This is a genomic window from Streptomyces atroolivaceus (assembly GCF_000717025.1).
Taxonomy (GTDB): domain Bacteria; phylum Actinomycetota; class Actinomycetes; order Streptomycetales; family Streptomycetaceae; genus Streptomyces; species Streptomyces atroolivaceus.
Map to the genome: position 1 here is coordinate 789,620 of NZ_JNXG01000002.1, position 21,494 is coordinate 811,113.

General features: G+C 72.5%; 14 protein-coding genes and 1 pseudogene. 9 read left to right on the forward strand and 6 right to left on the reverse strand.

Annotation, left to right across the window (positions count from 1 at the left end; genetic code table 11):
• Window positions 1-133: 133 nt before the first annotated feature.
• Window positions 134-949, reverse strand: coding sequence for an alpha/beta fold hydrolase (locus OO67_RS06915; protein WP_033298015.1), 816 nt, complete (start codon window positions 947-949; stop codon window positions 134-136).
• 146 nt (window positions 950-1,095) lie between these two features.
• Window positions 1,096-3,681, reverse strand: a complete 2,586-nt coding sequence (locus OO67_RS06920) for a discoidin domain-containing protein (RefSeq protein ID WP_033298016.1) — start codon at window positions 3,679-3,681, stop codon at window positions 1,096-1,098.
• 90 nt (window positions 3,682-3,771) lie between these two features.
• Between OO67_RS06920 and OO67_RS06925 the strand changes: the two genes are divergently transcribed.
• On the forward strand, window positions 3,772-4,254 hold the full coding sequence (locus tag OO67_RS06925; protein WP_033298017.1) for a cupin domain-containing protein: 483 nt from the start codon (window positions 3,772-3,774) through the stop codon (window positions 4,252-4,254).
• Between the two features lie 39 nt (window positions 4,255-4,293).
• On the opposite strand, the gene OO67_RS06930 is transcribed toward OO67_RS06925, so the two are convergent.
• The gene (locus OO67_RS06930; protein WP_033298018.1) at window positions 4,294-5,409 is read right to left on the reverse strand and encodes a pyridoxal-phosphate dependent enzyme; all 1,116 of its coding nucleotides are present in this window, start codon (window positions 5,407-5,409) and stop codon (window positions 4,294-4,296) included.
• A gap of 90 nt (window positions 5,410-5,499) precedes the next feature.
• Window positions 5,500-6,849 carry a glycoside hydrolase family 18 protein gene (locus OO67_RS06935; RefSeq protein ID WP_033298019.1) on the reverse strand — a complete coding sequence of 450 codons (1,350 nt, stop codon included), beginning with the start codon at window positions 6,847-6,849 and terminating at the stop codon, window positions 5,500-5,502.
• Between the two features lie 278 nt (window positions 6,850-7,127).
• On the opposite strand from OO67_RS06935, the gene OO67_RS06940 reads away from it, so the two are divergent.
• The 5 genes from OO67_RS06940 to OO67_RS06960 all read left to right on the forward strand — a co-directional run bounded on the left by OO67_RS06940 (window position 7,128) and on the right by OO67_RS06960 (window position 12,579).
• A complete protein-coding gene (locus OO67_RS06940) occupies window positions 7,128-7,880 on the forward strand; it encodes a GntR family transcriptional regulator (protein WP_033298021.1) in 753 nt (250 codons plus the stop codon).
• A gap of 646 nt (window positions 7,881-8,526) precedes the next feature.
• The gene (locus OO67_RS06945) at window positions 8,527-8,709 is read left to right on the forward strand and encodes a hypothetical protein (protein ID WP_033298025.1); all 183 of its coding nucleotides are present in this window, start codon (window positions 8,527-8,529) and stop codon (window positions 8,707-8,709) included.
• A gap of 69 nt (window positions 8,710-8,778) precedes the next feature.
• The gene (locus OO67_RS06950) at window positions 8,779-9,183 is read left to right on the forward strand and encodes a (deoxy)nucleoside triphosphate pyrophosphohydrolase (protein WP_033298027.1); all 405 of its coding nucleotides are present in this window, start codon (window positions 8,779-8,781) and stop codon (window positions 9,181-9,183) included.
• A gap of 185 nt (window positions 9,184-9,368) precedes the next feature.
• On the forward strand, window positions 9,369-9,803 hold the full coding sequence (locus OO67_RS06955; RefSeq protein ID WP_033298029.1) for an ATP-binding protein: 435 nt from the start codon (window positions 9,369-9,371) through the stop codon (window positions 9,801-9,803).
• A 193-nt stretch (window positions 9,804-9,996) separates the two neighbouring features.
• A complete protein-coding gene (locus OO67_RS06960; protein WP_033298753.1) occupies window positions 9,997-12,579 on the forward strand; it encodes a SpoIIE family protein phosphatase in 2,583 nt (860 codons plus the stop codon).
• A gap of 29 nt (window positions 12,580-12,608) precedes the next feature.
• On the opposite strand, the gene OO67_RS06965 is transcribed toward OO67_RS06960, so the two are convergent.
• Together OO67_RS06965 and OO67_RS06970 are read right to left on the reverse strand one after the other, a co-directional pair.
• Window positions 12,609-13,322, reverse strand: coding sequence for a PspA/IM30 family protein (locus OO67_RS06965; protein WP_033298031.1), 714 nt, complete (start codon window positions 13,320-13,322; stop codon window positions 12,609-12,611).
• Window positions 13,323-13,388: 66 nt separating this feature from the next.
• Window positions 13,389-15,509 carry a TPM domain-containing protein gene (locus OO67_RS06970; RefSeq protein WP_033298033.1) on the reverse strand — a complete coding sequence of 707 codons (2,121 nt, stop codon included), beginning with the start codon at window positions 15,507-15,509 and terminating at the stop codon, window positions 13,389-13,391.
• A gap of 245 nt (window positions 15,510-15,754) precedes the next feature.
• Between OO67_RS06970 and OO67_RS06975 the strand changes: the two genes are divergently transcribed.
• The 3 genes and pseudogenes from OO67_RS06975 to typA all read left to right on the forward strand — a co-directional run bounded on the left by OO67_RS06975 (window position 15,755) and on the right by typA (window position 21,435).
• The gene (locus OO67_RS06975; RefSeq protein WP_051709191.1) at window positions 15,755-16,762 is read left to right on the forward strand and encodes an acetylxylan esterase; all 1,008 of its coding nucleotides are present in this window, start codon (window positions 15,755-15,757) and stop codon (window positions 16,760-16,762) included.
• Window positions 16,763-17,008: 246 nt separating this feature from the next.
• A pseudogene (locus OO67_RS06980) lies at window positions 17,009-19,227 on the forward strand (ABC transporter family substrate-binding protein).
• Window positions 19,228-19,560: 333 nt separating this feature from the next.
• Window positions 19,561-21,435, forward strand: coding sequence for a translational GTPase TypA (typA, locus tag OO67_RS06985; protein ID WP_033298037.1), 1,875 nt, complete (start codon window positions 19,561-19,563; stop codon window positions 21,433-21,435).
• Window positions 21,436-21,494: the final 59 nt, after the last annotated feature.

Genomic DNA, 21,494 nt, shown 5'->3' on the forward strand with positions numbered 1-21,494 from the left:
GTGTCATTTGTTCGAGGTGAGAGCCGCCGGTCCGGGGCCTGCGGAAGTGGCGGGAAATTGGCTCAGGACTTCGGCACACGGCCGACGGCGCCCACCCACCGCTGCGGAGGGCGAGGGCAAGGGGCGGCACCACTCAGCCGTGGACGGCCACCCTCGTCCGGAGGAACGCCAGGAGCGCGTCGTTGAAGGCCGCGGGCTGTTCGGCACCGGGGAGGTGTCCTGCCTGCTCGATGACGACGAGCTCGGCGGACGGGATCAGGCGGTGCGTGGCCCGGGCGTCGCTCACCGGGGTGTAGAAGTCGTCGGCGCCGACCACGACGAGGACCGGCACCGAGGTCCTGGCGAGGGTGTCACGGTAGTCGGGCCGCTCGGCCCGTCCGCGCAGCGCGGCTGCGGCCCCCTCCGGGGCCGTGCCGCGCATCATGGCCAGGACGTGCTCGGCGACGTCGGGACGGGCCGTGACGTTGTACGGGGCGATCATCTTGTCGATGACCTCGTCCGCGTAGCCGCCCATGCCTTCGGCGAGGAGCCGGTCGGCGAGGGCGTTGCGGAAGGCCTTGCCCTCGTCGGTCTCGGCGACCGGGGAGGTGTCCGACAGGACGAGCGCGCGGACCCGCTCCGGGTGGGTGCGCTGGAACTCCATGGTGATCTGGCCGCCCATGGAGACACCGCCGACGACCACCCTGTCCAGGCCGATCGTGTCGAGGAGTGCGGCGATGTCGTCGGCGTGGTCGGAGAGGAGACAGGCCCCCGGCACGACTTCACTGCCGCCGTAGCCGCGGAGGTCCGGTGTCACGACCCGGTACCCGGCCGCCGTGAGTGCGGTGACCTGAGGGGCCCACAGGGTGTGGTCGAACGGATGGCCGTGCACGAGCACCACGGGTATGCCGTCCGACGGCCCCTGATCGTCGTACCGGATGGACACACCGTTGACCACTGACCTGATCATGTCGGCACTGTAACGCCGCCCACCGCTGACGCCTCGAGTTTTCGGCCATGCGGGACGACCGCACGTGCGCGCGCCCGCACCGGCGCCCGGTGAGGGCGCGGGTGAGGTCGGTGGGCCGGGCCGCCCGTCTCCGGTCCCGCGGCCGCCTATGCGCCGGCGACGACGGTCAGCGCGGTCACCCCCGTCGGTTTCTCCGCGTCCGCGGAGCGGACCGTCAGCCTGACCTGGCGGGCCACGTCGCCCGGTTCGTACGGACGCCAGGTACGGCCGTCCAGGGAGGTCTCCAGGGTGTGGGAGGCCGGTGCGGCGTCCGCCCAGCGGGGTGCGATCGACGCGATCCGGGTCACCTGGCGCAGCGTCACCGTCAGCGTGCCCGTCGCGCCGTCCGGCGACCAGGAGGTCGACGGGCTGCCGTCCACCGCCGCCTCGGCGTACAGGCCGGGGGCCTCGGAGGTGGCCGTCGCGGGGCGGCAGCGGGCGGCGTCGGGCGTCGGCGTGAGATCGGGGCGACGGGTGGGAAGCGTGAGGGTGCCGGAGAGGCGGCGCGGGCCCTCCGGGGTGTGGACGGTGAAGGGCTCGCCGTCCGTCAGCCGGACCGAAGTCGTCCTGGGGCCGATGGTGATGTCGTACGTACGGCCCCGGTAGCGCAGCCCCGTCAGCTCCACGCCCTCGCGGAGCTGCGGGGGCAGGAGCGGGTCGAGGCGTACGCCGTCCTCGCGCAGCCTGAGTCCCGTGAGGCCGTGCGTGAAGACCTGGAGGAAGCCGCCCTTGCCGGTGAGGAAGTCCTCGGCGGGGAAGCCCGAGAGCGGGTCCTGCGCGCCGGACTTCTCGCCCCGCGCCTCGGAGAAGAGGTCGTACGGACCGCGGACGAACGGGCGCACGGCGCGCTGGAGGTAGGTGTACGTGGCGCAGCCCGGCCCCCCGATCGCGGCGGCGTCGATCGCGTGCACCGAGTCGGTCATCGCGGGGCCGTCCGGGTCGGTGCGGGCGGCGTAGTGGTCGAGCGTCGCGGCGGCGGCTCCTTCCGCCATCGGCCACTCCAGCGGGTAGACGAGCAGCACCGTGTCGGCCTGCTTGATCGTCGAGCCGTTGTAGCCGGCGTACTGGAGGTACAGCTTCCGCTCGGCGTCGTAGGGGATGCGCAGCCCGTCGGCGACCCGGGTCCAGCCGGCGGGCGCCGGGTGGCCGAGGAGGCCGGCGGCACGGGTGGCGTTGCGCAGGGCGGTGGCGGCGACCGCGTTGGTGAAGACGCCGTCCGTGACCCCGTTGCTGTACTCGTCGGGGCCCGCGACGTCCTTCACCGAGTAGCTGCCGTCGGCGTTGGCCGTGGCCCGCGATTCCCAGAAGTCGGCGATCCCCTTCAGCAGCGGCCAGCCCCGGCCGGCCAGCCAGGCGCGGTCACCGGTGGCCAGGTAGTACTGCCAGACGGCGAGCGAGACATCGCCCTGGAGATGGATCTGGGTGAGGCAGTGCGGCGGGTCCCAGCTCTGGCACTCGGAGTCCAGCCGCCCCTTGCTCGCGCTCGTCCAGGGGTAGAACAGCCCTGCGTGGCCCAGCTTCCCGGCGTTGGCGCGCGCGGCGTCCCGGGTGCGGTAGCGGTACTCGACGACGGAGCGGGCCAGTTCGGGGCGGGTGGCCAGCAGCCCCGGATACATCCAGGTCTCGGCGTCCCAGAACACCATGCCCGCGTAGTTGTCGCTGGTCAGACCGGCCGGGGCGATGCTGTCCGAGGAACCGGGCCGGGTGTTGGCCAGCAGCCCGTACTGCGCCGCTCGCAGCCAGGCCTGCAGGTCCGCGCTGCCGGGTACCCGGACGTCGGACGCCCAGGCCACACGCCAGGCCGCCGCGTTGCCGGCGAGAACCCCGGACCATCCGCGCCGGGCCGCCCGGTCCGCCGCCGCCGTGGCGGAGGCGAGCGGGGTGCGGGAGGTGAGCGAGGTGTCGACGCCGACGTACTTCTCGAAGGTGTACGAACGGCCCGCCCTGACCGTCGCCGTGCGGGCGCCGTCGGTGCCCCGCTGGACGACCGCCCCCTCCGTGCCCGTGCCGAGTGTGCGGAACGTGCCGTCACCGGCGACCGTGACCCGGCGCGCCCCGCGCTCGTCCAGCCGGCCCGTCACCGTCGCGGTGCCGCTCCAGTGCGGGGTCATCCGCAGGCGTACGGCGCCGGTGTGCGTGTCGGAGCGGTCGGCCAGCACCTCGTAGACCAGGTCGGTCGCGCGGCCGTCGGCCGTGGTCCACCGCAGGGAGGTGACCACGACGCCGCAGCGCAGGTGGAGGGTCTGGCGGTAGCGCGAGATGCGGCCGGCGGGGGTGGTGGAGCCGTACGTCTCGGAACCGACGCGTACGTCGAGCGTGGTCCAGGACGGAAGCGCGGCGATCACCTCGCGGCCCTCGGCGAGGCTCTCGTCACGGGAGTAGAGCCCGGAGACGAAGGCACCGTCGTACCGTGGGGTGTAGAGGGGCCAGCCCGTCTTCCCGCCCGTGGCGGCGTATCCGGCGCCCGTGGCGGGGACGCGGTGACCCAGGTAGCCGTTGCCGACGTATGGGTCGTATCCCCCGGCCTCGCCGAAGGTGGTGGACGTGGGCGCCCACGAGGTGCCGGAGGGCGTGCCGGTCCTGCCGCACACGGGGGCGGGGGCGGGGCCGGCGGCGTGGGAGAGCGGTGGCAGGGGGGCGATCAGCGTGCCCGCGATCAGGGGCGCGAGGAGAGAGATGCGCGTGAGGCTCACCGTACGAAGGTAGGGAAGACGACGCCGCCGGTGCGGTACCGGCGCGCGGGACGAGCGGACCGGCCCCGGGCCGGAGACAGGGAGAGCGGCATGTCGTATCCGGAACCCGTCTACACGGGCGGCGCGGGCGAGATCAACGCGCAGTACCGGCCGGCCGGCACCACCCCGAACTTCCTGCCCCGCAGCGGAGGCAGCACCCACTACCTGGCCACGACGGAGTCGACCCACGGCGAGTTCGGGCTGTACCGGATCAACATGGGCCCCAGGGCGGGCGGGCCGGCCGAGCACTTCCACCGGTCCATCTCGGAGTCGTTCTTCATCCTCGACGGGACGGTGCGGATCTACGACGGCGAACGGTGGACCGACACCACGCCGGGTGACTTCCTGTACGTGCCCCAAGGCGGCCTGCACGCGTTCCGCAACGACTCCGACGAGCCCGCCTCGATGCTGTTGCTCTTCACCCCGGGGGCGCCCCGGGAGGAGTACTTCGAGACGGTGGGGCAGGTCTCCGACTGGCCGGAGAAGGAACGGGCGGAGTTCTTCATCAAGCACGACACGTACTGGACGGACTGAGCGCGCCGAGCCCGCGGGAACCCGGGGTGCGGGTCGCCCTCACGGCGCGAGGCCCGTCTTCAGGCCGGCGCCGCAGAGCGGGACGACGACGCTCCGGTCCGTCACGGCGCCCACAGCCGCCCAGCAGGCGACCCCGGTCGTCTCGACGAAGAAGCCGCGGGCGGCCAGGTCCTTCTGCGCCGTGCGGATCTGGTCCTCCGTCACCGTCAGGAAGGTGCCGCCCGACTCCCTCACGGCGGCGAGGATCTGCCGTGCGCGCGGTGGCCGGGGGATGGCGATCCCCTCGGCCAGTGTGGGCCGTGCCCCGGCCGGGGCGGCGGACAGCACGTCGGAGCCGGCCCGGAAAGCCGCCGCCAGCGGGGAGACCGCCTCGGCCTGTACGGCGATCAGGGCGGGGCGGCGGTCGATCAGGCCGTGGGCGAGGAGTTCGGCCGTGGCGAGCGCGGCGCCCAGGAGGAGCGTGCCGTTGCCGACCGGTACGGCGATGGCGTCGGGCAGGGTGCCGCCGAGCTCCTCCCAGATCTCGTAGACGTACGTCTTCGTGCCGTGCAGGAAGTACGGGTTGAAGACGTGCGAGGCGTAGAAGGTGCCGGGCGCGCCGGCGGCTGTCCGCGCGGCGGCTGCCGCGGCCTCGCGTCCGCCGGGCACGGTCTCCAGCGGGGCACCGTGGGCACGGATCTGCTCGGTCTTCTTGGGGGAGGTCCCCTCGGGGACGAAGACCGTGCACCGCAGCCCGGCCCGGGCGCAGTACGCGGCGACGGCCGTCCCCGCGTTGCCGCTGCTGTCCGCGACGACCCGTTCCGGGGAGAGTCTGCGGGCCAGTTCGGCCAGCATCACCGCGCCGCGGTCCTTGAAGGAGAGCGTGGGCATCAGGAAGTCGAGCTTGGCCGAGACCTGCTCCGTGAGGGGGACGAGGGGGGTCCGCCCCTCACCGAGGGAGACGGCGGGGGCGGCGAGAGGCAGGGCCTCGGCGTAACGCCACAGCGAATTGACGCGCCCGTTCAACGCGTCGAGCGGGACCGGTGCGGAGGTGCCGGTGTCGAGGTCCCAGGGGCCCCCGCAGACCGGGCAGCACCAGGCGAGAGTCGTGGAGTCGGCCCGGGATCCGTCCTGCGGGCAGAGGTATGACGCCGTGGGCACGCGGGTGTCGGTCATCCGCTGAACCTATTTCCCCCGCACGCCGGTGATCCACTCCGGGGAGGGCGCACGAGGGCCTGTTCCCCGCGCGCCCTCCCCGGACGGCCCTCAGCGCCGGCGCAGCCCCCGGTCGACCGCGGTCATCAGCTCGCCGTCGTCCGTGTCGCCGTCCAGCGACCAGAACATCGCGCCGCCGAGACCGTGGTCCCGGATGTACGAGGTCTTGGCGCGCAACACCTGGGGATCGTCGTACGTCCACAGGGTCGTGCCGTCGAAGAGCCAGGCGTGGCCGTTCCGGATGTCCCGGTGCACCGTGTACTGCCCGGATTCCGCGAGCTTCCTGAGCGCCTTGTAGTCCTCGTAGCCGGGGGCGTACGTGGCCGGGGCGGGGGAGGCCGCCGGCTGGCCGAGCCCGTCGCCGCCTCCGGTGACGCCGGTCCAGCCCTGGCCGTAGAACGGCATGCCCACCACCAGCTTGCGGGCCGGGGCGCCGCGTCCGATCCAGTCACGGACCGTCTGGTCGACGCTGAAGTCGCCCTTGGCCCGGAGCGCGGACTGCTGGGCGGTCGTCGTCTCGCCGGAGACGTGGAAGTCGTAGCCCTGGAGGTTGACGAAGTCGAAGTCCCGCATGATGCGGGGCACGTCGAACCCGGCGTCGATCTTGGCGGGAGCGGTGGGGACGAAGGCGGACAGCTCGTAGTGCTTAGGCTTCCCCTTCCGGCTGCTCTTCGCGTGGGCGTCGAGCTGGGTACGGAACTCGTGCACCAGGGCCGTGAAGTTCCGCTTGTCCTCCGGCCGGAAGACGGTGTCCGTGTCCCCGGCGGAGCCGGGCCACTCCCAGTCGAGGTCGATGCCGTCGAAGAGGCCGGCGGCGGCCCCCTCGCCTCCGCGTGCGCCGTCCACCGGCAGGTTGCCCTTGATGTACAGGTCGATGCAGGACGAGACGAGCGCCTTGCGGGAGGCGGCGGTGCGGGCCGCGTCCGAGAAGTGGGTGGACCAGCTCCAGCCGCCCAGGGAGATCATCACCTTGAGGCCGGGGTGCGCGGCCTTCAGCTCGCGCAGCTGGTTGAAGTTGCCCGCGAGAGGCTGCGTATCGGTGTCGGCGACGCCGTCGACCGATCCGGCGGCGTCCAGCGGGCGGGCGTAGTCCGCCCAGGCGTCGGCCTCGCCGGGCACGTTGCCCGTGAAGCACCGGCCTTCGGCGCTGACGTTGCCGAAGGCGTAGTTGATGTGGGTGAGCTTGGCCGCGGTGCCGCTGGTCTCCAGGTCCTTGACCTGGAAGTCGCGCCCGTAGACGCCCCACTGGGTGAAGTAGCCGACGGTCCGGTACGAGCGCTCGTGGTGGCCCGCACCTCGGTCGTGGCCGGCCCCGCCGGCCGTCGCGGCGGGGGCGAGGCCGGCCAGCAGGGCCAGGGCGCAGGCGGCTGTGGTCAGTCCGGTCAGGGTTCTTCGGCGCATGGGGCTCGTTCCTGTGCGTGGTCCGGGATGGGTGCCGGGTGCGGATGCCGGGGTGTTCCGGGTGCCGGCGGGGCAGCGGGAGCCGTGCTGTGCACAGGGAAGGTATTGGTCTGGACCAAACAGGGTCAAGAGTGCGCGCACGTCTGGCCCGCGTCCGGGTCAGGTATGCGCTGGTGAGCGGGGAATCATCACTTCGGGTGAAACTCTGGCCCGCGCTTGCGGTACTCAACCCACGGTTGCCACGCTGTTGCTGTCTGTCAACCTGTTGGGAGTGGCCTGTGCCTTTCGGTGAGCAGCCCGCCTATCTGCGCGTGGCGAGCGATCTCAGGGAGAAGATCGTCAACGGCGCGCTGCCTCCCCATACCCGCCTGCCGTCGCAGGCCCGGATCCGTGAGGAGTACGGGGTCTCGGACACCGTGGCGCTGGAGGCGCGCAAGGTGCTGATGGCCGAGGGGCTCGTCGAGGGGCGGTCGGGCTCGGGCACGTATGTGCGCGCGCGTCCGGTCCCGCGCCGGATCGCGCGCTCGGGCTACCGGTCGGGGGCCGGCGTCGATCCGTTCCGTCAGGAACAGACGGCGGAGGGGGCGCGGGGGACCTGGGAGTCCCGCAGCGAGCAGGAGGGGGCGAGCGCCGAGGTCGCCGAGCGGCTCGGGATCGAGCCGGGTGACCGGGTGATGCGCACGAGGTACGTCTTCCGGGAGGCGGGTGAGCCGATGATGCTGTCCACCTCCTGGGAGCCCCTGGCCGTCACGGGGCGCACGCCGGTGATGCTGCCGGAGGAGGGCCCGCTGGGCGGCTGCGGCGTCGTCGACCGCATGGCGGCGATCGACATCGTCGTGGACAACGTGGCGGAGGAGGTCGGCGCGCGCCCGGGGCTGGCGGAGGAGCTCCTGGCGCTCGGCGGCGTGCCGGGGCACGTGGTGATGGTGATCGGGCGGACGTACTACGCGTCGGGGCGGGCGGTGGAGACGGCCGACGTGGTCGTCCCCGCCGACCGCTACCGGGTCGCCTACCATCTGCCGGTCAAGTGACCGCCGGGGCGGCCGGGGGGAGCAGGGGGAGCGGGCGGCGGTGGTGACCGCCGCGGGGGCCCGGCCGGTCGTCTCCCGTGACGCGGAGACGACCGCGCGCCGTCGCGTGTGACCGGTGGGGAGCCCTCGGCCGTCTCAAATTGACATGTCCAGGACCTAGCTGCACGTTCGTCACCACGCACCGGACCGATGGGCGGGCGTCGCTCACCGCCGCCCTGGTCATCACCGGGCGGATCGGGCAGAGCGCCCGTCGCGCCGGGTTTCGAGCGCGCGCCCGCCCGCGCACCGCCGATCCGGCAGGTTCCGGGCCGGCGGCGCTCGCGTCGGCCGTCTCGGCCCTCGCCCCCGTCGGCCTGTCCGGCGGGCGCGCCGAGGGCTTGCGGCCGGACGGCGGGATCGCGGGCACGTCACCGCCGCCCCCACCGATGCCGGTCGTGCGGGCACCGCCTGATGGGGGCGAGGGAGGCGCATTGGGGGAGTGCGCCCCCCCATGGGTATGGCCGGATGCGTGTCTCTTTGTGTAAACACGCATCCGCTGAGTGAAGGTCAGGCGTACGCTCGGGCATATGCGTACTGCGGTTTCCCGGGGATCCTTAGAGACGTGCACGCCGGTGGGGAGAGGGGCGGGATGGTGGGGAGGAATGCCATGACGGACAGCGGCGCCGTGCTCCCCTGGCTGGTGATCAGGCAGGACGACAACGGCAACAGGTATCGCGTCGGGCGCTACGCGACGCAGGACGAGGCGCAGAAGATCGCTGACGGCCTGGACCGTCATGGGCACAAGCAGCTCTACTGGGTGGAGCGTACGAGCCGGAGCGCACGCCCGTAGGGCCTCTCGTCCCGGGCAGGCCCGGACGGGGAGCCGCGGGACGGCAGGCCACCGGCTACGCTCCGGCGCATGAGTGATTCCGTCGTGGTGGCCGGGGCCGTCTTCAGCGGTGGGCGGCTGCTGGCCGCCCGCCGCAGCGCTCCGCCGGAGCTGGCCGGGCGCTGGGAGCTGCCGGGCGGAAAGCGGGAGCCCGGGGAGAGCGGCGAGCAGGCGCTCGTACGAGAGCTCCGGGAGGAGCTCGGCGTCGAGACCGAGCCCCTGGAGCGCATCCCCGGGGAATGGCCGCTGAAGCCCGGCTACGTGCTCCGGGTGTGGACGGTCCGGCTGCTGTCGGGCGAGCCGAGTCCGCTGGAGGACCACGACGAGCTGCGCTGGCTCGCCCCGGAGGAGACGGGCACCGTCGACTGGCTGGACCAGGACCGCCCCGCCGTGGCCGAAGCCGTACGCCGTCTGCGGGAGGCCTCGCGGGCCTGAGCCGCACGGCCCGCGAGCTCTTCGGAGGAGGGGTGGCGCTCCGGTTCCGGCGTGAGGGCGCTCAGGGGGGTCGCTTACGCCCGTAGGCCCCATTGGTCACCTTCTGCGATATGTTGCGACAAATTTCGGGTATGTGCCGATGAGGCCCTTTGAACAGGGTGCGCCCCCGCTGCCGGCCCTGGGAAGTGATCGGCGTGACCGATACCGAAGGCGATCGTGCCGAGTGGAGCTTTCCGGCGGTTCCGGGCTCCGTACGCAGCGCCAGGCACGCGGTCCGTGACGCGTTGCACCACTGGGGGTTCGACGCGGCCGTGGGCGACGTCGCCGTGCTGCTCGTCAGTGAACTGGTGACGAACTCCCTGCGCTACGCCTCCGGCCCCATCGGTGTCAGGCTCGTGTGGCCGCATCCCGACGGTGACGATCCCGGGGAGTCCGACGGGCGGGGTCTGCTGGTGGAGGTCTCCGATCCGGTTCCGGATCCGCCCACCGAACGTAACGCCGGACCCGAGGACGAGGGCGGTCGTGGACTGCAGCTCGTGGCTTGTTCCGCACGCCGGTGGGGGACCCGGCGCGGAAATGGTGGCAAAACCGTGTGGTTCGAGCTCGCTCTGCCTGGTTAGGAGTGGGGAGGGACGCACAGCGATCACCGGAGGTCGGGCAGAACCTGGCTGAAAGGGACTGAGACCGTGCTGTGATCGTGAACGCCGTGCCGGTGAGGCCCGTAGTGCTGAATACTGCGGGCAGGACCGGTCCGGTGTGTGAGCTGGAGGGGACGGTCGCGTGAGCGAGATACCTGGGACGGCGGGCGACGTCATGTGGCAGAACAGCCCGCCCGGCTCGATCTATGACTACATCAGGGTCGCCTCTTTCTCGATCGGGCCCGACGGCCTGATCGAGCAGTGGAGCCGGAGGGCCGCCGGCCTCTTCGGCATGGCCTCCGAAGAGGTGGTGGGCAGGGACCCGGTCGAGGCGTTCATGCCCGCCGAGCTGCGCCCCGACGCCCACAGGCGGGTCGGCGAGATCCTGGACGGCAAGGAGTGGACGGGCCTCGTCCCGTTCCGGATCCCGGGCGAGAACGCGGTGCGTGGGCTGGCCGAGATCTACGTCATGCCGAGCGAGACGGAAACCGGGGAGCGTGCCGCGCTCTGCATCGTCGTGGACGTCAGAGCGCTGCGGCGCATCGAGACCGACCTTGCAGCCTCGCAGGCGATTTTCGGCCAATCTCCCTTCGGTTTCGTCCTTTTCGGTACCGACTTCACCGTCGTACGGGCCAACAGGCGTTTCGCCACCGTCTTCGGGGGCGAGGCAGACGATCACCGTGGCCGCACGGTGGACGACTACCTGGCCCGCCCCGAGGCCGAACGCCTCTCCATGACGCTCAAGCGCGTCCTGGAGACCGGTGACGCCGTGACCGACCTCCAGCTGGTCGGCACCCCGCCCGGGGCCGTGGGCCGGCGCCACTGGTCCATGAACCTCTACCGGGTGCACAGCGGCTCCGGGCGCCCCGTGGGCATCGCCGGTCTCGCCACCGATGTCACGCAACGGCACATCGCGGCCCGCGAGGCGGCCAGCGCCCGCCGCAATCTGGCCCTGCTCAACGAGGCCAGCGCGCGCATCGGCAACTCCCTCGACCTGGAGACCACGGCCCGGGAGCTGCTCGACGTCGCCGTGCCGGGTTTCTGCGACCTCGCCTCGGTCGACCTGTTCCAGGGACTGCTCACCGGTGAGGAGGCCTCGCCCGCCAGCTGGGGCAGGCACCACCAGGAGTCCGGTACGGGCACGGCCGACCTGCGCCGGGTGGCCCACGCCAGCGCCGTGTCCGACGCGCTCCCGGGAGTCCTCGGCGGCACCGGTGGCGGAAGCGGCGCGGAGACCCACGGGGACACGGGCCCGCCCGCTCTCGGCTCGGTCCACCGCTACCCGTTCCACTCGCCCTGTGCCGTCGCCCTGCGGACGGGCCGTGTCGAGGACGTGCCCGGCGACGGACTCGGTTTCGTCCACTCCACGCTCGCCGTGCCGATGGTCGCGCACGACATCGTCGTCGGCCTCGTCCAGTTCTCCCGCACCAAGGGCAGCGAGCCCTTCGGCGAGCGCGACCGGGCGCTGGCCACCGAACTGGCGGCCCGCGCCGCCGTCTGCATCGACAACGCCCGCCTCTACCGCCGGGAGCACGAGCGCGCGCTCATCCTCCAGCGCAGCCTGCTCCCGCCGGGCGACCCCGAGGCGGCGGGTCTGGACATCGCCTGCCGCTACCTGCCGGGCAACACGGCCACCGAGGTCGGCGGCGACTGGTTCGACGTGATCGAGCTGCCGGGCCACCGCACGGCCCTGGTCGTCGGCGACGTCATGGGCCGCGGGCTGCGGGCGGCCGTCGCCATGGGTGAACTGCGCACCGCCGTACGCACACTGGCACTGCTGGACCTGGAACCCGCCGAGGTCCTCTCCGCCCTGGACGAGGTCGCCCGGGGCCTCGGGACCCCGGGGGGCGGCGAACGGAGCGAGGGCTTCGGGGCGGGCGGCGGCGCCCAGTGGCCCTCACGGGCCGCCCACAAGTCCCGCGAGGCCGATCTCTCCGAGGTGTACCTGGCGACCTGCGTGTACGCGGTGTACGACCCGGTCACCCGGCGGTGCACCTTCGCCAACGCCGGGCACCTCCCCCCTGTCGTGGCCGAGCCGGGCGAACCCGCCCTGCTGCTCGACGTACCGCCGGGCATGCCGCTCGGCGTCGGGGGAGAACCCTTCGAGGAGGTCGAGGTGGAGCTCAGGGAGGGGTCCCTCCTCGCCCTCTACACCGACGGGCTCGTCGAGTCCCGCGACCATCCGCTCGACGAGGGGCTCGACTCCTTCCGGGAGGCCCTCACCGATCCGTCACAGCCCCTCGAAGACGTCTGCGACCACGTGCTGACGACGCTCGACACCCGGCACGGCGAGGACGACATCGCCCTGCTGATGGCCCGTATCCAGGGTCTCGCGCCGGACGCGGTGGGCGACTGGCGGCTTCCGCGTGAGCTGCGTTCGGTCGCCCTTGCCCGGGAACTGGCGCGCGAACAGCTCACCGCCTGGGGCCTGGACGACCTGGTGGACACCACCGAACTGCTCGTCAGCGAGCTCGTCACCAACGCCCTGCGCTACGGCGAGGGCGAGATACGGCTGAGGCTCCTCCGCGACCGCACGCTCGTGTGCGAGGTGTGGGACGCCGGCCTCGTCCAGCCGCGGCGCCGGCGCGCACGCGACACCGACGAGGGCGGCCGCGGGCTCCAACTGGTCGGGCTGCTCAGTGCGGCCTGGGGTTCGCGGCGTACCCCGCGCGGCAAGACGGTCTGGTTCGAACTGGCGCTGCCGCACGGGGAGCCGGCCGCCGAACTCTCCGTGGAGCAGCTGCTGAGCATGTACTGAGGGGGCGTACGTCCCGAGGCGGCGTCCCGTCACGCGGCTGACTTCAGAGCGGCGAGCCGGGCCTCGATCTCCGCGCTGTCCCCGAGGCTGTCCAGCTGCTCGAACTGGGCGTCCAGGGACGACGCGGCGAGTTCCTGCTTGCCCACCGCCCTCGCCTCCTCGCGCCGCACCTTGTCCTCGAAGCGGCCGAGCTCGCTCGTCGGGTCCATGACGTCGATGCTCCTGACGGCGTCCATCATCCGGTTCTGCGCCTGCGCGGACGCGGCGCGAGCGACCAGTTCGTCGCGCTTGGACTTCAGCTGGGTCAGCTTGGCCTTCATCTGGTCCAGGCCCGACTTCAGCTTGTCCACCACCACCGTCTGCGAGGCGATCGTCGGCTCCGCCGTCTTCGCCTCCTGCTCCGACTGGAGCTGCCGCCCCAGCGCCACCTTGGCGAGGTTGTCGAACTTGTCGGCGTCCACGCCCGACCCCCCGGCCCGCAGCTCGTCGGCCTTCCTGCTGGCGGCGAGCGCCTTCCGGCCCCACTCCCTGGCCGCGTCGACGTCCTCCCGGTGGTCCTCCTCCATCAGCCTGAGGTTGCCGATGGTGGCGGCCACCGCCTGCTCGGCCTCCACGATGTTGTCCGTGTAGTCGCGGATCAGCTGGTCCAGCATCTTCCGCGGGTCCTCGGCCTGGTCGATCAGGGCGTTGATGTTGGCCCGCGCCAGCTGAGTGACGCGGCCGAGGACGGTCTGCTTGGTCATGGCACCTCTCCTTGTGCGAGATCTCGTCGTACGCAACCCGGTGTCCGGGCTCGGCCCGTGCGGGCTTCAGAAGCGGCCGCCTCCGCCCCGCCGGCCACGGGTCCCTCCGCCGCCGAAGCTGCCCGGTCCGCCACCGAAGCCGCCGGAAGGGCCGAACCCGCCGCCGAACCCTCCTCCCATGCCGCCGCGCCCGCCGCCCAGCAGCCCGCCGAGGATGATGCCTCCGAGAACGGCGCCGCCCGTTCCGCCTCCGCCGCGCGGACCGCCGAAGCCGTTGCGGTCGCGATAGCCGCGTACGTCCTGCTCGGCCAGGCTCCGTGCCTGCGCGGCCAGTGCGTCCGCCTGCCGTGCCTCGGCCAGGGCCCCCTGGGGGTCGTTCCCGGCCGACAGCTCCCCTGCCCTCTCCCACCGGCGCTGGGCCTCCGCCAGCCGGGTCCGCGCCTGACTGCCGACCGCTCCCCGGTTGGTGGCGACGAAGTCCGCGGCGGCGCCGATCGCCGCCCGTGCGGTGAGCATCGCCTGATCGAGCAGCGAACGCGCCCGTCGGCCGCCGTGCTCCTGCTCCCGGGCTCCCGCCAGCGCCTCGTCCAGCGCCGCGTCGGCCTCCTCCACCCTGCGCAGCGCGTCGACGGGGTCGTACGGCCCGGAGGCGAGCTCCCCCCTCACATCGCCGACCACCGCCTCGGCACGGGCGACCCTGCCCCGCAGGTCCGCGGTCGGCACTCCCTCCGGGGTGCCGTCGAGCAGCCCTCTGGCGTCGGCCAGGTCCGTCTCCGTCTCCGTGAGCGCGCCCGGCAGCTTCTCCGCGGCCTCGGACAGCTCCCCGGCCCGCCGGCCGACCGCGTCCACGAGGGTGGACACCTGCCTGATCGCCCCCTCCGCGGCACGGACGTACACCGCGGCCCGGGAGTTGTCGCCGCTGTCCACGGCCTGCCGCGCCTGGTCGAGGGTGGACGTGGTGAAGTCCAGCCGGTCCTGCGCCTGTTCGATGTCCTCGGCGGCGGGTGCGGAGGCCGACTCGGCGTACCGGTCCCGCATCGCGCCGAGAGCCGTCTCCGAGGCGGAGACGCGTGCGACCAGGTCGCGGAGCGTGGTCTCGGCGGTGGCCACGGCCTCCGGGGCGGTCTGTTCGAGGGCGCGCAGCCGGTCGAAGTCCTCCGACATGGCGTCCAGCCGTCCGTTGGCGTCCGCGCAGCGGCTGATGATCTCGTCGAGCATGCGGCGACGCGTCGCGTCGTCCTCGGGAACGGCGTCGTCCACCTGCTGCCGCAGCCGGAAGGCGGCGGTCAGCCCGGCCTTGGAGTGCTGGACCGCCTCGGCGAACGGAGCTGCGGCCTCCTCGCCGAACTGGGCCGTGGCGAAGCCGAGTTCCTCCTCGCTGGTGCGCACGGCGTCGTCCGTGTCGACCAGGTCGGCCTTCGCCCGCGCGTCGAGTTCCGGCAGCGGAACCGGCGGCTCCGCCGCAGCTCCGGCCGCACCGCCCCAGCCGCCCGCCGCAGGTGTCGTCCTGGTTCTCGTACGGCGCCTGCGGCGGGTGAAGGCGAAGGCCGCGACGGCGAGGGCGACGACGAGCACCGCCACGGGCACGATCAGGCCGGCGGAGGCGCCGCTGTCGGAGCCGCCCCCGGGATCCGCGGCGCCCGGGGTGACGGCGGGGGCCGGGACCGGGTCGCCGGCGAGCACCGCGGCGTAGCCGTCGGCGGCGCCGACGGCAGCTCCCGCCCAGTCGTTCTGCCGGAGGGCCGGCTCGATCGCCGTGTTCGCCACGTCCTGGAGCTGGGCGTCGGTGAGGCGTGACCCCTGGTCGGCGGAGTAGGCGTACTGCCGGTCGTGCGTGGCCACCGCCAGCAGCACGTCCTCCTGGCCCAGGCCGTTGCGGTTCGCGGTCTCGTCGGTCCAGGTCCGGGCGTCGCGGCCGGAGAAGTCACGGACGTACGCCACGAACAGCTGCACCTGCCGTTCCTCGAACAAGCGGTCGAGGGCGGCTTCGACCTGGGGCTCCCGGTCTCCGAGCGCCCCCACCCGGTCGGTGACCTGTCCGTCGCGGGACAGGGTCAGGGGGTCCTCGGCCCGGACGCCCGGGCCGCCCGCCAGGGCGATCCAGAGCGCCGCTGTCAGGGCGGCGAGGAGGGCTCTGCCGGGTATCGAAGACCGGAGCGTCCCGGTACGACTCGCTGGCGGTGTCACATTTGGGAGGCTATGTCCGCCCAGTATCGCCCGCGACCCGGCACGTTCCGCCCGGTCGGCGGCACGCCCGCACCGGGCCGCGTCCGGGGCTTCCCGGAGCCGGGGGCCCGGGAAGCCCCGGACGGTCGGATGCTGGAGCGTTCCGCGGCGAGCGGCGGGCGCACCCGCGACCGGAAGCCGCCCGTCCGGAACGCCGCCGCAACACCGGGACCCGGGGCTTCCGGAGGACGGTTACCGTCCTGTTCATGGCCCCGTTCGCACACGACTTCCCCTTCGACCCCGCCTACGGCAGGACGCTCGACGACCTGCTTCGCATACCGGCGCCTGGCCCGCCCGAAGGCTTCGAGGTCTTCTGGAAGGCGCGTCACGACCAGGCCCGCGCGGTGGCGACCGCCCCCGAGGTGGGCCCGGTGGAAGGGGAGCGCGACGGGGTCCGGCTGCACGGCGTGACCTTCACCTCCGTGCGCGGCGTACGCCTGGGCGGCTGGCTCGCGCTGCCCGTCGAGGGTGCGGCGGAGCACGGTTTCGTCATCGGGCACGGGTACGGCGGCCGCCTGGGGCCCGGTCCCGACGTGCCGTTGCCGCTGCCCCGGTCCGCCGCGATCCTGCCCTGCGTGCGGGGCATGGGCTCCCGTGGTCTGCTGCCCGGCGTCCCGGGTGACGCCGCGGAGCACGTCCTGCACGGAATCCGGTCGCGCGACACCTACGTCATCGGCGACTGCGTGGCCGACCTGTGGTGTGCGGCCTCGGCGCTCCAGGAGCTGGCGCCCCAGCTCGCTGGTCCGGGTCGCCTCGGCTACCTGGGGGAGAGCTTCGGCGGCGGGCTCGGGGCCCTCGCGCTCCCCTGGGACGAACGGTTCGGAGCCGCGCAGCTCACCGTCCCGACCTTCGGCAACCACCCGCTCCGGCTCACCCTGCCCTGCGCCGGCAGCGGGGAGTCCGTACGCGCCCACCACCGCGAGCACCCCGAGGTGACGGAGGTGCTGCGGTACTTCGACGCGGCGACGGCCGCCGCACGGCTGGAGCTGCCGACGCTCGTCGCAGCGGCCCTGTTCGACCCGGCGGTGCCGCCGCCGGGGCAGTTCGCCGTGCACAACGCGCTGCCCGGCCCCCGGGAACTGATGGTGCTGCGGGCGGGCCACTTCGCGTACGAGGGTCTGGCCGAGGAGAGCGCCGGGCTCGCCCGGCGGCGCGCGCGCTTCTTCGGCGCGTGGCTCCGAGGCCCGCGCCGAGGGACCCCGGCGCGGCACTGAGGGAGTGCAGCATCGCCGCGTCGTCGGCCCCGCTGCGGCCTCCGCGTCCACTGCCGGGCCGGTGACGAGACCGGGGCCGCACGGGTGACTTCCGCGGCCCCGGCGGCCGTGTCTGCCCCCGCCCGCGCGTGCAGGTGCGTTCAGTGGGTCAGCGAATCAGTCTGATCAACTGCAAATGCCACCAGAACGCATCATCCGGTCCATTCCGGTACGGGGTGGGCCGGGCCGGCCCCGGAGGTATCAGCCATGGCCCACGTCGGCGTCCCACGCGGGACGGCCCGAAAGCGCCGCTCGGTCGCGCTCCTGGCGACAGGTGTGCTCACCATCCCGGTACTGGCGGGCTGCACCTCGCACAGCGAGGGCCCCACCCCGGTGGCCGCACCGCAGGACATCACCCCGGTGTCCCGGGAGCGGGTGAGCGAGGGCTCCACCCTCACCTGGGCGATCGACGCGGTCCCCGCCACCCTCAACACCTTCCAGGCCGACGCCGACGGTGCGACCACGCGTATCACCGGCGCCCTGCTGCCCTCCCTCTTCCCCATGGACGCGCGGGGGGAGCCGAGGCTGAACCCCGACTACCTGGAGTCGGCGAAGGTCATCGAGCAGGAACCCAAGCAGGTCGTCCTCTACAAGCTCAACCAGCAGGCCGTGTGGAGCGACGGCCGGGAGATCGGCGCCCCCGACTTCGTCGCCCAGTGGCGCGCGCTGAGCGGCAAGGACTCGGCGTTCTGGACCGCGCGCAACGCGGGGTACGAGCGGATCGAGAAGATCGAACGCGGTAAGGACGATCTGCAGGTCCGCGTCACGTTCTCCAAGCCGTACGCCGACTGGCGCTCGCTCTTCTCGCCGCTGTACCCGAAGGAGGTGACCGGTTCCCCCGGCACCTTCAACGACGGCGCCAGGACCACCCTCAAGAACACCGCCGGGCCGTTCCGGCTGCGCAGCGTGAGCAAGGCCAAGGGGACGGTCGTGCTCGACCGGAACCCGCGCTGGTGGGGGAACGAGGCCAGACTCGAATCCCTGGTCTTCCGCGCCGTCGAGCCCGAGGACCGCACCGAGGCGCTTACCGAGGGCACGGTGGACGTCGCCGACATCGATCCGGCGACGGCGGACAGCATCGCCCTCGCGGCCCGCTATCGCGACGGGAACGGCGCGCCGCCCGCCCACGGCCCGGGCGCCGGCATCACCCCGGCCGCCGCCCTGCGGTCCTGGGCGCTGGCCCACGGTTCCGACGAGGAGGCCGCCGAGACGGCGAAGGCCGCCCGCGCGAAGAACCGGGAGGCCGTCGCGGCGTACGCCGCCGAGCAGAAGTCGCTGCGCGAGTACGCCGTACGCAAGTCGCTGGAGCCCGCCTACACACAGCTCGCGCTGAACGGGGAGTCGGGGCCACTCTCCGACGACAGGGTGCGCCGCGCGGTCGCCCGCACCCTGGACCGGCAGGAGCTGGCCGACACCGTACTGAAGCCGCTCGGGCTGCCCGCGAAGCCGCCCGGCAGCCACCTGGCCCTGGCCGGGCAGCCCGCGTACAAGGACGGCAGCGGCGCGCTCGGCGAACAGGACACCAAGGAGGCGCAGGCGCTGCTGGCCGACGCGGGGTGGACCCGGGGTGGAGCCGCCAAGAAGCGCGAGGACACCAAGGCGGGCAGCGAGGCCGGGAAGACGGCAGCCGAGGAGAAGGCTGCGAAGGCGCCGGAGGAGAAGGCCGGGAAGGCGGCCGAGGAGAAGGACGGCGAGGCCTCGCGCGACGAGGGGATGTACGTCGTCGGCGACGGGAAGCCGGGTGACCGCCGCGCCGGCGACGCCGGGGTCACCGCGCAGGACAAGCAGCCCGGCGGTGCCGCTGGTGCCTATGCCCCCGCGGGGACCGCGGCACCGGCCCCCGTCTCGGTCAAGGACCGCCTCGGCAAGGGCGGCAAGCCGCTGACCCTCCGTTTCGTCCTGCCCTCGGGTCCCGGATCACAGTCGCTGCGCGCCGTCGGTGAGAAGATCGTCGAAATGCTGGACGCGGTGGGTATCAGCACCCAGATCACCAAGGTCGACGACGACAGCTACTTCAAGGACCACATCGCCTCGGGCGACTACGACCTGGCGCTGTACTCCTGGCCCGCCACCGCCTATCCGGCGACCGACGGACGTCCCATCTTCGCCAAGCCGGAGCCGGCCACCGACGGTTCGCTGCTCGTCGAGCAGAACTACACGAGGGTCGGTTCGGACCACATCGACCAGCTCTTCGACCGCGCGGTCGCCGAGCTCGACGCCAAGGCGTCGAGGGACCTGCTGAAGCAGGCCGACGCACGGATCTGGGCTGCCGCAGGATCGATTCCGCTTTATCAGAGGCCTCAGCTGGTCGCCGTCGACAAGAAGCTGGCGAACATCGGCGCCTTCGGCTTCGCGGACCCCCGCTACGAGGACATCGGATTCACCGGGCGCTAAGCGGCACGTTTCCCGCGAATCGTAAGAAGTAGCAGGTCAAGGCCCTGCGCGAAGCTCAGAAGGAGCTCAACTCCCTTGCCCGCCGGATCCCCGGCGGGCAAGGTGTTGTCCGACCCGACCCGGGCTGCTCGTCTTCTCACACCCCTTGCCGTCCGGCCGCTCACCGGCTGGATGATGACGTAATACCGGCTGAATATCGGCTGAATTGTGGCTGTGGTCCCGCCCTGGGGATCGGCCCGGGAAGCCCCGGACCCATCGGGCCCGTACCATTGGACTAGCCGTGGCGTGCCGCCCGGCGGGCGTACGAGGACTCGAGACCGACTGAGACGCCTGATCCCACGATCCGAGAGAAGCGCAAGCCACCCATGCCCACGCGCCACGACATCCGTAACGTAGCCATTGTCGCCCACGTCGACCACGGCAAGACCACGCTGGTCGACGCCATGCTCAAGCAGGCGGGCGCCTTCGCCGCGCACGCCGCCGAGAACCTCGACGAACGCATGATGGACTCGAACGACCTGGAGCGTGAGAAGGGCATCACGATCCTCGCCAAGAACACGGCGGTGAAGTATCACCCCAAGGACGGCGGGGACCCGATCACGATCAACATCATCGACACCCCCGGCCACGCCGACTTCGGCGGCGAGGTCGAGCGTGGTCTGTCGATGGTGGACGCGGTCGTCCTGCTGGTCGACGCCTCCGAGGGCCCGCTGCCCCAGACCCGCTTCGTCCTGCGCAAGGCCCTGACCGCCAAGCTGCCGGTCATCCTCTGCATCAACAAGACGGACCGCCCGGACTCCCGGATCTCCGAGGTCATCGACGAGACCTACGACCTCTTCCTGGACCTGGACGCGGACGAGGACCAGATCGAGTTCCCGATCGTCTACGCCTGCGCCCGTGACGGCGTCGCCTCGCTGACCAAGCCGGAGAACGGCACCGTCCCCGCGGACAGCGACAGCCTGGAGCCCTTCTTCACGACCATCCTCTCCACGGTCCCGGCACCGGAGTACGACGAGGACGCCCCGCTGCAGGCCCACGTCACCAACCTGGACGCCGACAACTTCCTCGGCCGTATCGCGCTGTGCCGCGTCGAGCAGGGCGAGCTGCGCAAGGGCCAGACGGTCGCCTGGATCAAGCGCGACGGCACGATCTCCAACGTGCGCATCACCGAGCTCCTGATGACCGAGGCGCTCACCCGCAAGCCCGCCGAGAAGGCGGGCCCGGGTGACATCTGCGCCGTGGCCGGTTTCCCGGACATCATGATCGGCGAGACCCTCGCCGACCCCGAGAACCCGATCGCGCTCCCGCTGATCACGGTCGACGAGCCGGCCATCTCCATGACCATCGGCACGAACACCTCGCCGCTCGTCGGCAAGGGCGGCAAGGGCCACAAGGTCACCGCCCGCCAGGTGAAGGACCGCCTGGACCGCGAGCTGATCGGTAACGTCTCCCTCCGTGTCCTGGACACCGAGCGCCCCGACGCCTGGGAGGTCCAGGGCCGTGGTGAGCTCGCGCTGGCGATCCTGGTCGAGCAGATGCGCCGTGAGGGCTTCGAGCTGACGGTCGGCAAGCCGGAGGTCGTCACCAAGCAGATCGACGGCAAGACGCACGAGCCGATCGAGCGCATGACCATCGACTCCCCCGAGGAGCACCTCGGTGCCATCACCCAGCTGATGGCGACCCGCAAGGGCCGCATGGAGACGATGACGAACCACGGTTCGGGCTGGGTCCGCATGGAGTGGATCGTCCCCTCCCGCGGTCTCATCGGCTTCCGCACGGAGTTCCTGACGCAGACCCGTGGCACGGGTATCGCGCACTCCATCTTCGAGGGCCACGAGCCGTGGTTCGGCGAGCTGCGCACCCGCCACAACGGCTCGCTGGTCGCCGACCGCTCGGGCACGGTGACGCCGTTCGCGATGGTCAACCTCCAGGAGCGCGGTGTCATCTTCACCGAGGCCGGCACGGAGGTCTACGAGGGCATGATCATCGGCGAGAACTCGCGCGCCGACGACATGGACGTGAACATCACCAAGGAGAAGAAGCTCACCAACATGCGTGCGGCTTCCGCGGACACCACCGAGAACGTGGTGCCCGCGCGCAAGCTCTCCCTGGAGCAGTCGCTGGAGTTCTGCCGCGAGGACGAGTGCATCGAGGTGACCCCGGAGACGGTCCGTATCCGCAAGGTCGTCCTGGACGCGAAGCAGCGTGGCCGCACGGCCTCGCGCGCGAAGAACGGCTGACCTGACGGATCAGGGCGGCCCGACGAGGAACGCCGGCCTGCCGGGGTTCGTCCGCCGCG